This window comes from Emticicia sp., from assembly GCF_049241225.1.
In the GTDB taxonomy this organism is placed as follows: Bacteria; Bacteroidota; Bacteroidia; order Cytophagales; family Spirosomataceae; genus Emticicia.
Map to the genome: position 1 here is coordinate 10,170 of NZ_JBMLRC010000253.1, position 14,518 is coordinate 24,687.

At 38.7% G+C, this 14,518-nt stretch carries 12 protein-coding genes; 1 reads left to right on the forward strand and 11 read right to left on the reverse strand.

The window, feature by feature from the left end; all coding sequences use genetic code 11:
- Window positions 1-128 precede the first annotated feature (128 nt).
- The 5 genes from ACOVO2_RS13620 to ACOVO2_RS13640 form a co-directional block, all read right to left on the reverse strand.
- Window positions 129-755, reverse strand: a complete 627-nt coding sequence (locus tag ACOVO2_RS13620) for a carotenoid biosynthesis protein (RefSeq protein ID WP_421770509.1) — start codon at window positions 753-755, stop codon at window positions 129-131.
- A gap of 119 nt (window positions 756-874) precedes the next feature.
- Window positions 875-2,359: a deoxyribodipyrimidine photo-lyase/cryptochrome family protein gene (locus ACOVO2_RS13625; protein ID WP_421770510.1), complete on the reverse strand. Its 1,485-nt coding sequence runs from the start codon at window positions 2,357-2,359 to the stop codon at window positions 875-877.
- A gap of 89 nt (window positions 2,360-2,448) precedes the next feature.
- The gene (locus tag ACOVO2_RS13630; RefSeq protein ID WP_421770511.1) at window positions 2,449-3,363 is read right to left on the reverse strand and encodes a WD40 repeat domain-containing protein; all 915 of its coding nucleotides are present in this window, start codon (window positions 3,361-3,363) and stop codon (window positions 2,449-2,451) included.
- Between the two features lie 12 nt (window positions 3,364-3,375).
- Window positions 3,376-4,794: a WD40 repeat domain-containing protein gene (locus ACOVO2_RS13635; protein ID WP_421770512.1), complete on the reverse strand. Its 1,419-nt coding sequence runs from the start codon at window positions 4,792-4,794 to the stop codon at window positions 3,376-3,378.
- A gap of 26 nt (window positions 4,795-4,820) precedes the next feature.
- On the reverse strand, window positions 4,821-6,305 hold the full coding sequence (locus tag ACOVO2_RS13640; RefSeq protein WP_421770513.1) for a cytochrome-c peroxidase: 1,485 nt from the start codon (window positions 6,303-6,305) through the stop codon (window positions 4,821-4,823).
- Window positions 6,306-6,605: 300 nt separating this feature from the next.
- On the opposite strand from ACOVO2_RS13640, the gene ACOVO2_RS13645 reads away from it, so the two are divergent.
- Window positions 6,606-7,217, forward strand: a complete 612-nt coding sequence (locus ACOVO2_RS13645) for a M23 family metallopeptidase (RefSeq protein ID WP_421770514.1) — start codon at window positions 6,606-6,608, stop codon at window positions 7,215-7,217.
- Window positions 7,218-7,253: 36 nt separating this feature from the next.
- On the opposite strand, the gene ACOVO2_RS13650 is transcribed toward ACOVO2_RS13645, so the two are convergent.
- The 6 genes from ACOVO2_RS13650 to ACOVO2_RS13675 all read right to left on the reverse strand — a co-directional run.
- Window positions 7,254-8,222, reverse strand: coding sequence for a ThuA domain-containing protein (locus ACOVO2_RS13650; protein WP_421770515.1), 969 nt, complete (start codon window positions 8,220-8,222; stop codon window positions 7,254-7,256).
- Between the two features lie 79 nt (window positions 8,223-8,301).
- Window positions 8,302-11,283 (reverse strand): glycoside hydrolase family 3 N-terminal domain-containing protein, encoded by a 2,982-nt coding sequence (locus ACOVO2_RS13655; protein ID WP_421770516.1) that lies wholly within the window; start codon window positions 11,281-11,283, stop codon window positions 8,302-8,304.
- Window positions 11,284-11,417: 134 nt separating this feature from the next.
- Window positions 11,418-11,672 (reverse strand): type II toxin-antitoxin system RelE family toxin, encoded by a 255-nt coding sequence (locus ACOVO2_RS13660; RefSeq protein ID WP_421770522.1) that lies wholly within the window; start codon window positions 11,670-11,672, stop codon window positions 11,418-11,420.
- Window positions 11,673-11,697: 25 nt separating this feature from the next.
- The gene (locus tag ACOVO2_RS13665) at window positions 11,698-11,904 is read right to left on the reverse strand and encodes a hypothetical protein (protein ID WP_421770517.1); all 207 of its coding nucleotides are present in this window, start codon (window positions 11,902-11,904) and stop codon (window positions 11,698-11,700) included.
- A gap of 133 nt (window positions 11,905-12,037) precedes the next feature.
- Entirely contained in the window at window positions 12,038-13,099 is a 1,062-nt protein-coding gene (locus ACOVO2_RS13670; RefSeq protein ID WP_421770518.1) for a 2Fe-2S iron-sulfur cluster-binding protein, read from the reverse strand.
- A 220-nt stretch (window positions 13,100-13,319) separates the two neighbouring features.
- The coding region (locus tag ACOVO2_RS13675) for a T9SS type A sorting domain-containing protein (protein WP_421770519.1) at window positions 13,320-14,518 on the reverse strand (1,199 nt) is incomplete at its 5' end.

The window sequence follows — 14,518 nt, forward strand, 5'->3', positions numbered from 1 at the left end:
ACCAAACCAGTTAAGATTCCGATAAAAACTTTGAGCGAGCGTTTCATACAACTAATGAATATTTGAAATAATAGTCTTTCAAAAGTAATGATTCAGTTTAATGGAAAAAAGTTGTAATGATTTAAAAATTAAAATAACAAACTTTGTACGCCGAAAAAAGATATTTGGAGAATAAGTAACCAGAAAGCAATTTTATTGTCTTTCCGGAACGGTAACCAATGAAAAAGCGTGAGCAAAAACGCCGAAACGAGAAACCAGCCAATGTAGTTTTGAATTGGTGGAAGCAGCCCAAACCACGACCACATTTCTAAACGAATGGCGATTGGCTCGACCAGAAAATCGAACATTGTCATGAGCATTGCTCCGTAAATTACTTTGATGTAAAGCGGTTGATTGACTCGGCAAAATGAACTTCCGACACAATAAACCAACAAAAGCCAATTGACACCAATGACTGGCGGTACTTCAAGAATCTCAAATCCGAGAGTTCGGTCGTATTGATAATGCCCAAAGATTAGTCCAGTTTTTACACCTATGACCTCAATGAAATAGCCAGTCAGAAAGGTAATTACGGCAAAAATGATAAAATTTCGATTCCAATCGTTGTGAAAATAGAGCAAAATACCCAACGATGCCACCAAATTGAATGGCGTAAGAAATTTGAAAAGTTCGGCAGTAGTATTGATGTTTAGACCAATTACTCCTGCGATATACATGGAAGTGAGGAGGTATAGATAAGGTTTATGGTTTTTCACTTAATGCTTCTTATTAGTGGTTTTCAAGATTGTTTTTTTGATAGCCTAAAGATTTTATTGCTCTCTCTTTGTTCAGCGAACAGGATGCGGTCGCCGCCCGATTCGCCCCACAGACAAAATTATTTCTTTTTCTTCCGATGCACAACGTGTTTGCTTAAAATTCGTTTGCTTTCGGCTTTTACTTCAATGTTTTTTCTGATGCCCCAGAGTTTATCTTTGGCAAATTTAGTGGTTTGTTCTAAATCAATTATTGGAAAAGGATAATTTTCTCCTAAACGAAAATTATATAAATCTTGCTCCATTGGGGTCATTTTCCACGGCTCATGAATAAAGTTTTCGGGGCAGTTTTCGAGTTCTTTTACCCAAGTTTTAATAAAAATTCCGTGCGGGTCGTGGTCTTGCGATTGTTTCACGGGATTATACATCCTGACGGTATTCATACCCGTAACGCCCGCTTGCATCTGAAACTGCGGATAGTGAATTCCTGGCTCGAAATCAAGAAATTGTTGGGCGAGAAAAATCGCACCAGTTTTCCAATGCTGAAAGAGTTGATGCGTAAGAAAGGAAACCACCATTGCCCGCATCCGAAAGTTCAAATAGCCAGTCTCACAGACACATCTCATACAAGCATCCACGAGCGGATAGCCTGTTTTTCCTGCTTGCCATTGCTCGATAAAGTGTTGCTTTTCAGTTTTTTGTAAGTTATCATAACCTCGATTGATGTTTTCAAACTCCATGCGGTCTTCCATTTCAAACTTCTGAATGAAATGACAATGCCAGTGCAGTCGAGAAACAAAGTTTTCTAAATCTCGGCGATACGAAACTCGCTTTTTGGCGTTTTGGGTGTACTGATACACTTGTCGAATCGACAAATTTCCCCAAGCGATATAAGGCGAAAGTCGGCTGCAACTTTTGCGAGCTTCAAGCGGTTTTGAGATAGTTTTTGAATAATTTTTGGCTCTATCATTCAAAAAACTTTGTAGATAGCGGTGAGCGTAGGTTTCGCCACCTGGCTGAAAAACTGGTTTACTTTCTTTATCGTTATTTAGGTAGTATTTTTTAGGGAGAAACTGCTTAGAAATCTCGTTTTCTTCATCAAAAACCAAACATGGATTTCTTAGTTTTGTCCAATCTGGCTCGTCGATTTTTTGGTGCATGTGGGTTTTCCAAAGCTCCGACCAGTTTTCACGATTTTTTAGCTTTCTTACAATACCATTGGTTTGAAATTCTCGCCATTCTATGCTGTTTTCTTTGAAATAGTTGGTCAGAATTTTGTCTCGGTCGTAAGTAATTTTCAAGCCCGTTTCTTCGTAAGAAAATACTTTTTTAAGCTGATATTTTTGATGGATAGCGGAGAAAATAGCCTCGGCATCACCTTCTAAAATCGTGATGGATAATAAAGCATTTCCAGCCGAAAGTTGGGTGTTTAGGTCATCAAGCGATTGCTGCACAAAATTCCAATGTCGAGGGCTGTAATGTGGGTCGGCCATGACCGATGGCTCCCAAATATAAAGCATCAAAAATGATTCTCCCTCTTCGATAGCAGCTTTGAGAGGTGCGTGGTCGCTTAGGCGTAAGTCTCTTTTAAACCAGACGATATTCATAGAAATGTTAACTAAAAAACTTGGTGGATTGTTAAACAAAAAGCTCTCCTTTGCCAAGAGAGCTTTTCAAAACTAAGGTAAGATTTCAATCACTTCATCAACCAAGTCTGTAAAACCGTGTCGTTGTAACCCGATAACAAAATTTGTTCTTTTGGGTGGCGACTTACAAAAATAGCTTCGCTTTGTCCTTCGTACTGATTCAAAATCGTTGGTGTTTCGGCAGCGATATCCCAAACAATCGTTTTCTTATCATCTGATGCCGAAATGATATGATTTTCGTTTAAATCATAAACTACACAATTGAAGGCTGAGTCGTAAACTATTTTCTTTGTTTCTTGTCCAGTTTTCAAATCCCAAACCCTAATTGTCTTGTCAACTGACGAGCTAATGAGCTGGCTACCGTCTTTATTGATAGCAATTTGCGTAATTTTACCCTTGTGTTTATTCAGTACAAAAAGTTTTTTATTAGTCGCTAAATTCCAAACCGTTATTGTATTATCTGGGTGCGATGTAGCCAATATTTGGCTTGGCTGATTGTAGGTCATCAAAACAGCGTTTGTGGTCTTAAATGTCTGCATTTTTTTTCCTGAAAGCACCTCATAAAAGCTTACATTTTTGCCAGTATTCACCAAAATCTCACGCCCATCTTTCTGATACTCAATACTTTTTATTGCGTCTTTTAGCGTAATTTTCTTTTGAATTTCCCCTTTCTCAATATTCCAAAACACAACACTATTTGATTTATCGGCACAAGCCACAATATTGGGCTCGTTTGGTGATGCGTCTATATCAGTTATTAGGTTTTCAGTGGAAAAACTTTTCAGTCGAAGTCCCATCCGTGTATGATAAACCTCCATCGAACCTTCAAAACTGGCAGCTATCAGACTACCATCGGTGCTGAAAGAAACCGCTTTTGGCTTACTGCTTGTGTAAAATTCACGGCGAGGTTTATCGGTTGTCATTCCTACATTAAGCAACGACAACAAAACAATTATTTTTTTCATAATCAGTCGTTGTTATTGTTTGCCGATCACTTCGCCCAATTCATCATCAAACAAAGGGCTAATGGTATAGGTTTTTCTTGAACTTGGGTCGATTGATACTGCTGCTTTTTGCAAAATAAAGCCTTTTTCGGTGAGCGAAATACTAGGCTCGGTGAAGGTGGCTGATTTGAATGACTGTTCAAATTTTTCGGCGTCACGGTTCGGTACTTTTACAGCAACTTTACCAAAATACGGCGAATTTAATTTAAAAACGCTCTTTTCGGCATCATATCCGAGAATCTGGAAGTTTGTCCAATCGGTCATTTTTATAAACGTATTCACCGAAAGAGCTTGATATTCTTTCTTCCAATCATCAATGAAATTTGATTTCTTTTCGAGTCTCGAAATATACTCTTCCTGTTTTTCGTATTGGCTCTTTTTCGACCATTCTTCGTACTTGCGATTGGTATAGGCCGAAATTCGTTGCTCATAAGTAGGCAAATGCCATACGACCAAATTACCGTTGCGGTCAACACTCACAATGTTTTTGTTATCTTGGCTTACTGCCACCGACTCAACCGAACCGTTGTGCATTCCCTCGGGAGATTCGGCCACCAATTCTCCATTAGTTACATCCCAAACTCTTACGTGATTATCACCTCCGCCCGTAACTATTAACTGCTGGTCAGGCGTAAAAGTAGTTGACCAAACATCTGAAACGTGAGCGTTGATTCTGAAAACTTGCTTTTTGGCGGCAATATCCCACACACGACACATATTATCCCAAGCTCCGCTAACGATGTAGCGACCGTTGGGCGAAAAACGTGCATCCCAAACCTCATCGGTGTGTTCTTTGTGTTCGTATTTTTTTGCCCAAGTTTTGGTATCCCACACACAAATTGAGTGGTCGCCGCTGCCTGTAATGAGTTCGCTGCCATCGAAGTTAAAATCAACTGCCGTTACGTTATCGTTGTGCGACGAAATAGTATTGATTCTTTGCCCCGAAAAAGTATCCCAAACAATTGCAGTTCCGTCCCAGCTTGCACTCGCAAAACTCTTGCTATCAGGACTAAACACTAAATCACGCACATAATCTCCGTGGTCGATTTTCTGACGAATAATATCGCCCGTGATGGCATCCCAGAGAATAATTGTTTTATCAACTCCCCCACTCACGATGTATCGACCATTTGGGCTGAATCTTACCGAAACGATATTATCAGTGTGGCCTTTAAGTTCGACTAATTTTTTACCTGTGGCCAATTCCCAAACCGTTAGTTGGTTTGATAAACCTCCCGTTACTATTTTCTTACTATCGTTGCTTACATCCATCGCCAAAATGCCATGTGGCACTTGTATTTTCCAAACGCCAGTCAAATTTTGCTTTTGGGCGTTTAATTGCACACAACCAAATAATATAGCTATGAGCAAAATTAATCGTTCTTTTTTCATTTTTTCACTTTTTGGATTACTGGTTTTTAATAATATCCGCCAACTTTTCGATTAAGAGCCGTTGGTATCATTGGTAAACTTTTGGGTTCTGTTGTATCTATTTCTGAATCTGTCAACGATTCTAAAAATGTCTTCAATGCGTGGTGTTCTTGGTCGGAAAGATTTTCTCCATAATGTTTTTTTATAACATCCGATAATTCGGTCAATCGGCCATCGTGCATGTAAGGTTGCGTGAGCGAAATATTGCGTAAAGTCGGCGTTTTTATACCCTCATAAAATTCATTTTTTGTATAAAATGGTGGTAAAAATCCCGAAAAAGTACCCGTAAAATGACACGAAGCACAGTTTTTCATAAAAATATTATAACCTTCCGATAAATCGACTGTGGTATTTTTTTCTTGTACCCATTCATCAAAAACACTTTTTCGGCTTGTTAGTGAATTGATAAATGCTGTGAGAGCATCTTGAATTTGGTGTTGATTAATACTTTTTTGTTGATAAACTTTCTCAAATTTTTGAACATATTCTTCGCTCGAAGCAAGCCGATTGATAATCGTGGAAAAATCATTCCGAAACTCATCAGAATTACTCACAACCGAAGCAACAACTGATGGAATATCGTTGGCTCGACCATCGTGAAAAAATGATGTATTGTAAGCAGCATTGATAAGCGTAGGCGAATTTTTAGTAAGATTTGTGCCTAACTGAAATCCTAAACTTGTCTGCCTGTTATCACAAAAAGCTTTTTGCGGACGATGACACGATGAACAACTACGCTTAAAATTGGCCGAAAGTGCCGTTTCATAGAAAAGGAGTTTTCCGAGAGCAATCTTTGAAGTATCGGGCTTATTTTCGCTTGATAAAACTTCTTCAAAAAGTGTGAATTTATGAGTATTTACATTAGCTAAATATGCTTTTTCGATAGGTAAAACAAAATCTGTGTATAGGCTTTTCCAATCAATTTTTTCTTTGTTTAGTGCTTCGTGATAATCATATAGAAGCCTATCTGTTTGTTCTTTATTTGACCAATTTTGCAATGAATTTAAGAATCGAAGCGTTCGGATTTGGGCCTGGGCTTCTGCATTTTTCTGCTCAGATAATTGATTAGTTTTCCAACCTGTGAGTGTGAGCAGATAGGTTGTTCGTAAAGATTTTAGGTAAGCATCTGCCCAATTGATTTCATTCGTTTCTCGTAAGTCAGCTACCAATTTAGTAAGATTAGCTTTGAGCGTATCAAGGTCTGGTTGGGAAATCCTTCTCTCTATTCTTTCTAAAATCTGAGCATTTTCAATAAAAAAAACCTCATTTTTTACTAAAAAACAGAGTATTTCAACTGATTTATAAGATTCTCTGATTTGAGATATTGAATTTTTAGTTGAAAATTGCTCTTGAATTTGTAAGGTAGCATCAATCAAGTATTTTTTCTGCGGAAGGACATCTTTTTTTGTTAACGATGAAAGTATAACAAAAGAGACCAAGCATAATGATATGACTTGATAGATTAACTTCATTTTTTAGGAAATACGTATTAGCCTATTTCGAAGGCAATTTATAGAGTAAATGATAAAATATTTTTAACGGCTGTTGCATCAATTCACCTCAAAAAATTGAGACTCGAATTGATGTATATACTTACGAGATATAAAATCTTTCAGATTTACTGAGGCCAATAAATATTTAACTTAGTTGAATAAACCTTGTGAATAATAAGATTGTTTAGCACTATCCGTTGAATCTATTGAATGTTTACAACATAAAACACTTTTTAATAAACAAACGACGTATTTTTGTATCCACATACGATTTTGGTAATGAAAAAAGTAGCGTTTTTAATATTTTTGCTGTTTATAAATTTTTCGGTTTTTTCACAGAGTGAAAGCAATAACTCTCCTGAGGAAGATTACTGGGAAACCCAACTCACTCCAATGGTTGAAGTAAATGATATGCTTCGTCATATCTACAACGACCCATTCAAAGAAAATTTCATCAATGCCATTCCTGCGGGTTATCCGATGAAAAAAGAGGTCAACATCAATTCATTTTATGGCTTTCGTAATCATCCTGTGCATAAAGTTTCGTTGTTTCATCGTGGTATTGACTTGAAAGGAGCAACAGGCGAAAAAGCCATTGCTACGGGCGATGGCGATGTAATTGACGTTGGTTTTAAGGTTGATTTGGGAAATTATATCAAAATCAAGCATTGCTACGGTTTTGAGTCGATTTATGGCCATTTGAATAAGATTTCGGTAAAGAAAGGCCAGCACGTGAAGCGAATGCAGGTAATTGGAGAAGTAGGTGCTACGGGTACGGTAACTGGGCCGCATTTGCATTATACATTGAAGAAAAATAATCAATACATCGACCCGTTTGATTTTCTGTTCATGGATTTCGAGCGAGGAAAAATTAGTATGTTGAATAAGTAATCCACAAAGATTATTTGTGGATTACCTGCTGAAATATCATTTAAACGCTCTACTACTTGTTTTTTCGGCAGTTGGAAAGTCTTGCGGAATCGGTAACGTAACTTTACCAGTAGCTGCCCACTCTGAGCCTCTAAGCAAACAAGTGATAAAGCCCACACATTCGACAGAGTAATCAATATGCCCCATTGGTGTGTGAAAAATCCTACCTTTTCCGTAGTTAAGTGTGAGTAACATTGGTTCATGACGCTCAGTTCCTCTCTTATCTTTTGCCGAAAAAGCAGTTGCCAATACTTCCATATTCTCGGCTGGTCCTCTGAGTCGGTCATATAATTCATCTTTGGCGTGTAGCCATTTTGTTGGCATTCCTTTCGTAATCGGATGCTCCGAATTTCTGATTTCAATCACATACTCATGCTCTGGCCCGTGCGAACCCGCTTTACCCGCTGAATTATCTTTCACAAGAGTGCCTTCGTTGTTGTAATACACATAAGGGCCGTCTTTTTCAGTACGGTCGCCCCAGCCACCTAAACCTATCATTTTATTGTAGTCAGGCCATTGTGGAAAGGAATTATCAGCGGCATGAATTACCACTAATCCTCCACCTTTTTTCATATATTTCTCAAAATTCTTTTGCGTTTCTTCGGGCCACGGAGCAGCGTTCCAACCAAAATTACAAATCACTAAATCATACTTTGAAAAATCTGGTTTGAAATCGGGGTCTGTTTGCGATTTTTTCATTGCTTCGGTTTCGCCAAGGCCTTCAATTGGGAATTTCTTTATAAATTCTTCTCCCAACCACGTATATTTTGTTCGTTGTACATCGACCTTAAACTTACCAGTTTCTTCCAAATAATTCTTCATCATGAAGGTTATTTTAGGCCATTGAACATGGTTATTTTGCCCATCAACAATGAGGGTTCGAATGATTGATTTCTTCTTTTGTGCCAAGGTTGTAACGGTGAATGAAAGAAAAAGAAATGAAAGAAAGATAGTTATTTTGTTCATAGAAAGGGTTGTCTTTATCTGAGAGCAAATTAGTATAAAGTTCTATGAAACACAAACGTTGGGCGTGTAAAATCTAAGACTATTGAATAATGGCAGCGTTGATAACTTCGTGGATACGTTTCCGAATCTTCAAAGTATTGATTTTATTATTGGCCGAACTTTGATAAACTCGGTTTGATAGAAAAATAAAAATTAAATCTCGCTCGGGGTCAACCCACACGGCCGTGCCAGTAAAGCCCGTATGACCAAAAGTTTTGGGCGAAGCATCAATCGCAATTACGGGTTTATCGTCTCCTGCTTCTGGTTTATCCCAGCCGAGTCCTCGGTGGCTGCGTTGCGTGTAATTTCGGGCAAAATGTGGAACGGTTGTAGGAAACAAAATCTGACGACCGCCATAATAGCCTTTCTGCAAATTCATCTGATAGAGCTTCACCAAATCGCTCACATTACTGAAAAGTCCCGCATGGCCAGCCACTCCACCGAGCAAAGCGGCGTTTGGGTCGTGTACAGTTCCTTGAATTTGTGAGGCTCGAAAAATCGCATCGTTTTCGGTTGGAGCAATGTTATTTTTAGCAAATTTTGTATTCGGATTATAAAGCGTTGAAGTCATTCCGAGTGGTTCGTAGATATTCTGTTCTACAAACTCATCCAATGGCTGATTCGTGATTCTTTCGACCATTTTCTGCAATATAATCAAACCTAAATCGCTGTAAGTAAACCGATAACCACCCAACCTATCATAGACATTGATAAGTTTCGATTGCTGTACCCAACGCCAAACTGAGTCTCGAATAGCGGGCGTAATATACAGATTATCAGCCACTTGCATATTCACACTATCTTTTGCGAAACGGTAATAATCACTTTTAAAAGTTCCACCCGACTTGGTTTTCTCCCAAAACGGAATGAAAGCTACCAAACCAGCTTGGTGCATCAGAATATCCGAAACCAATAGAGTTTCTTTGTTGGTACCACGCATTTCGGGTAGGTAGGTTGAGGCTTTTTCATTCAAATCAATTGCTCCTCTTTCGTTTAAAAGCATAACCGCTTGCAGCGTTGCTGATACTTTGGTCATTGATGCAATGTCGTAGAGCGTTTGGTCGTTTACTGGCTCATAAACATCGTAGCGAAGCGTACCAAAATTTCGATTATACACAACTTTTCCATTGCGAGCCACCAAAACTTGGCAACCTGGAAAAGCCCGATTACTGATACCTTGCTGCACAATCTGTTCAATTTCGTTGAGTTTTTTTTCGTTCATACCTACACTCTCGGGTGTTCCAAAAGATACTCGTCCGATGCGTTCAGTTTGTACGCCATTGCCTACTTTTTGTTCGTAAGTAACCGTTACGGGCAATTTCCCTTTGGCTGGTAATGCCCCAAATAAAATCTGTGGAACAACCCGCTGCGATGCAATTTCATCTTCGTAACCACAAACTAAAGTAGGTACACCATCATACAATTTCATGCCATACGGATTTCCAAAACCGACTACCACAACCTTAGTTTTTTGTCGAAGTTGATTAATAAACGAAATAGTTGCGGGCGAAACTCCGTAGTTTCTATCGCCTCGGCTGTTCATATCATGCACACTCACAACTACCACTTTATATTTGGCAGCTTCTTCCAAAACCCAAGCTACATCTTTATCAGCCGCAGGTTTAAAAGGTACGGCAAAATGCTTAAAATTAGCATATTGACTGAGCATTTTCTGAAACTCATTACCCGCCTCGGCACTGATAGCCACCGATGCAAAACTCGTGGTATCAATATTCACAAAAGGCAATAAATTATCTTGATTTTTGATGATTGTAACGGCCTGCTCAAACAATTCAACTTTTAAATCAGCGGCTTTTTTGCTGTTTAAATCACTACCTAAACCAGCCATTTCGATTGGTTTATAGTTATTTAAACCCGCCCAAAACTTCGCTTTTAAGATTTTCTTTACACGAGCCTCCAATTCTGCTATCGGAATTTGTCCACTTTCAACCGCTGCTTTAATTCGATTAAATGCTGCAGGAAGATTACCCGATTGCAGTAAAATATCATTTCCTGCCAAGAAAGCTAGTAATTCGGGTTCGCCCGCCTGTAAACCTGCCGTAATTCCTCGCATATTGAGGGCATCAGTAATGGCAATTCCTTCAAAACCCATTTTCTCTTTGATAGTCTCGGTCACAATTTTGCGAGAAATTGAGGTTGGCGTATTGGTGCGAGGCTCAAGAGCTGGTACAAACAAATGCCCAGTCATGACCATAGCTACGCTATCAGCAATTAGTTTACGGAAAGGATAAAGTTCAATTTCATTCAATCTATCAATCGAATGGCTCACCCACGGAAGCGTTCGGTGAGAATCTTGGTCGGTATCGCCATGCCCAGGAAAATGTTTGGCACTTCCCATGACATTGTATTTTTTCATTCCTTTGATGTACATCGCACCTTTTTCGGCAACATTATACTGCGACTCACCAAACGAACGATAATTGATAATCGGATTTTTAGGATTGGTGTTGACATCAACCGAAGGTGCAAAATTTACATGAATGCCCAGCCGTTTGCATTGACGGCCGACTTCTTCACCAAATTTTTCAACATAACTATTATCTTGAATAGCCCCGAGCGTTATTTGTTTCGGAAACTCAATGACACTATCAAGCCGCATACCCAGCCCCCACTCAGCATCAATGCCAATCATGAGTGGTATGCGAGAGATTTGTTGATAACGGTTGGTAAGACGTGCCTGGCGATACGGCCCTCCTTGAAAGAAAATCAGTCCACCGAGGTGATAGGTTGCAATATTGTTTTCTACTTGTTGGTAGTAAGTTTCTGTACGATTCGAGAAAGTAGCAATCATAAATAACTGCCCGACTTTCTCTTCCAAAGTCATGGTTGAGAGTAAACTATCAGCCCAACGTTCTTGACGAGTAAAGAAATCGGGCAACCTCACCCCCCGTCCCCCTCTCCAATAGAGATGGGGAGTTTGTATTGATATAAACGAAGTCAGTAAACCAAAAAAGCTACAAATAATAGCCAGCAAAAGTATTTTTCTGTTTTTAAAAAGCACGGAAGTAATTTTAAGTTTTGGGGGTATAACGAACAAAAAAGCCACAGATTATTACAAAAGTAAATAATCTGTGGCTTAAAATGAAAATTTTATCCGAACTAAGCCGGCAATGTTTTTAAGTCTTCCTTGATTGCTTAATAAATATCCCCACGCTTTTTGACTTGCACAATGGTTATAGTAATAATTTCTTGTTCGATGGTGTAAATAATTCTATAATCCCCCACTCTGATTCTGTAACACTGCTTAATTGATGTTCTATCGCTCTTAAATCCTGAAAGCTTTTTATAGCCCGCAGGAAAAGGGTTTTCGGCTAAATCATAAATTTTCTTGATAATTATACTTCCCAATCCTGTTTGAATTTTGTTAAATTCTTTCTCCGCCTTTCGGATGAATAATTAATTTATAACTCATAAATTAGATTTTTTTAGATAAATACTCAGCCACAAATTCGTCAAATGGTCTTCCTTGTCCATCATCTCTTGCCATAGCTTCTTGAGTATCCATCAAGTCTTCGATGTATTCTCTAACCTCCTTGTTTTTCAAGCTAATAATAATATCCGTAGGTTTTCCTTTTGCATCAGTTATATATCTTACGTGCTTTTTAAGAGTTGTTGCTGTCATGTTTATAGCTAAATTTATACTGCAATAATAGCAAGAAATATTGAATTTTCGAGAAATATTGAGGAATAAAAAAAGCCATAAATCGCTCTTTTAAAGCAATTTATGGCATAAAAAATATTTTTAAAATTCTTTCTTAATCAATCTCAATCACCACACCTTTCGATATTGGATGAGCTACACAGGTCAGAATTATGCCTCTTTTGAGTTCTTTTTCGGTCAGACCATCCTCTTCATCCAATTTCACTTTTCCTTCCGTACAAGTACCCATACAGGCCGTACACATACCCGCTTGGCACGAGTACGGCAAATCAATATCTAAGTCTAAAGCCGCTTCCAAAATCGTTTGGTGAGGTTTTACTTCAAACTCATATTCATCGCCATTGTATTTCACTTTTACGGTCTGAGTTTGCAGCGACTCATCTTCTTGCTCTGGTTCGTCTTCAACCATCGGAGCGTGGAAGTTTTCACGGTGGATACGGTCTTTTGATACATTATAAATGCCCAAACCAGCAATCACGTCTTCCATCATACCCACAGGCCCGCAGAGATAAAAATTATCTTTTGCGAAGTCCGTATCAGATTCTTTCATGATTCTGATAGCTGCTCCTTGATTGATTCGGCCACATTTTCCCACCCAAACACTTGATGGACGGCTCAACAAATGATGCACAACCAAGCGTGAACCATACTGAGCTTCGAGTTCTTCGAGTTTGCTTTTAAAGATAATCGTTTCTTCGCTACGGTTTCCGTAGATGATAGTAACACGAGAGTTTGGCTCCATTTTTAGCACCGACTTTGTGATTGACATCATCGGTGTAATACCACTTCCTGCTGCAAAAAGCACTAAATGACGAGTTTTATCGGCATCTGGCTCTACGAAGAAATTACCCAATGGCTCAAGCACTTCTAAGAAATCGCCAACTTTTACGTTATCGTTGAGGTAATTAGAAACCAAACCACCCTCTACTCGCTTCACAGTCACACCAATGGCGGTATCGCTGTGTGGTGAAGTGGACATCGAATAACTACGACGTACTTTCTTGCCACCTTCACCCGCTGGCACAATAATCGTGATGAATTGCCCTGCTTTATACTTGATTTGCTCGCTTAAAGGATGCCAAAAATAAATGGTTACGCTGTCAGCCGTTTCTTGTACGACTTCTTTTACTTGTAGGAAATATGTTTTTAACGACATTTTTATTGGTTTTATATTAGACCTCCGAGTTTTATACTTTTTTGTTTTTCTATCTTTTATCGTCCATAATAGCCGTCAGGATAAGAGCTTTTTGATTGAAGATTAAGGATTATTGATTGAGAATTGTAGAATTACAGAAATAAAACCTTCTAAAATCAACAATTTGTAATCATTAATCTTCAATTTTTTAGATAACCTTTCGACTATGGTCGTCCATAGACTATTGACTGACGACTATCTTCTTAACTACTTCTTGCTGCGAAGTGTTTATTTTGAGCAGATATTGCCCGCTCGTTAGGTTTCTAAAATCAAATTTCTCTTGTTGATTTCCGCCTACCGATTTTAGTTTTCGTTGCTCAATTACTCGTCCGCGGTTATCTAAAATCGTTATACTGATTTGTTTGTTTGGTTCGGCATCAAACGACACACTCAATTGCTCGCTAACAGGGTTTGGATAAATACTTACCTCAGCACCTTTCGGAGTTTCATTGGCCAAAATTGGACTAACTTTTACTTCAGTTTGGGCATTTCCTTGGCAATTATTGGCATCGGTTACTTTTACAGTATATGTACCCGAAGCACTCACCGAAATATTCAAAATACTTGGATTCTGAACCGTCGAAGCAAAACTGTTTGGCCCAGTCCATTCGTATTTTAGCGGAGCCGTTCCTGTGCTTGAAGCACCACTAAGTCTCAATAATTCACCTTCAAAATATGGGCCTGTGTTGCTGGCAGTAACTGCCAATTTAACTGCTTGAATCAAAATTGAATTTGAAACTGCACTTTCTTTACAACCCGAAATCGTACAGGTTGCAGTATAAGTAGTATTATCAACGGGTGAAACTGCAATAGAAGTAGTGGTTGAGCCATTCGACCATTTCAAAAGGCCATCTTTGCAGCTGCTCGTAGTAAGCGTTACTTTTTCGTTCCCTCCCGCACAGATTGATAATTTATCAGATGCGATTGTCGGCACACCCGTATCCCCTACTGTTATTTCAACGGTATTCGTACTTTCAACTATTGGCGAAGTCGAAACTACCTTTATTCTATACGTTCCTTTCTCTAAATCTTGTGTAGTTTTTACATTCACAGTTCTTCTGCTATCATTCCCTAACTCAATCGCTTTATCAAAACTCCCAGTTTTATCAGAAAGTAAAACTCTAAATCTATTATTAATATTAAAATTACCGTCGGCAGTTGTAAATGAAATAGAGAAACTTTGTCCCGCACAAAAACTATTAGGACTCGGCGAAGCAACCGTAATACTCGGCGGCACATCTAAGCCAATTTTACCAGTTTCGGTAAAATAATTGGTGTATAAATCAACAGAACCACCACGACCATCTTCTAATTCTTTATTGCAGCCATAAAGCACAATTACGCCACCAGTTTTCGGGTGGAGCATCAAGCGGTAATCAC

Excerpts from the sequence above, each read along its gene's own strand:
- ACOVO2_RS13625 (WP_421770510.1), bottom strand. The coding sequence starts at position 2,359 with ATGAATATCGTCTGGTTTAAAAGAGACTTACGCCTAAGCGACCACGCA.
- ACOVO2_RS13630 (WP_421770511.1), bottom strand. The coding sequence starts at position 3,363 with ATGAAAAAAATAATTGTTTTGTTGTCGTTGCTTAATGTAGGAATGACA.
- ACOVO2_RS13635 (WP_421770512.1), bottom strand. The coding sequence starts at position 4,794 with ATGAAAAAAGAACGATTAATTTTGCTCATAGCTATATTATTTGGTTGT.
- ACOVO2_RS13640 (WP_421770513.1), bottom strand. The coding sequence starts at position 6,305 with ATGAAGTTAATCTATCAAGTCATATCATTATGCTTGGTCTCTTTTGTT.
- ACOVO2_RS13645 (WP_421770514.1), top strand. The coding sequence starts at position 6,606 with ATGAAAAAAGTAGCGTTTTTAATATTTTTGCTGTTTATAAATTTTTCG.
- ACOVO2_RS13650 (WP_421770515.1), bottom strand. The coding sequence starts at position 8,222 with ATGAACAAAATAACTATCTTTCTTTCATTTCTTTTTCTTTCATTCACC.
- ACOVO2_RS13665 (WP_421770517.1), bottom strand. The coding sequence starts at position 11,904 with ATGACAGCAACAACTCTTAAAAAGCACGTAAGATATATAACTGATGCA.
- ACOVO2_RS13670 (WP_421770518.1), bottom strand. The coding sequence starts at position 13,099 with ATGTCGTTAAAAACATATTTCCTACAAGTAAAAGAAGTCGTACAAGAA.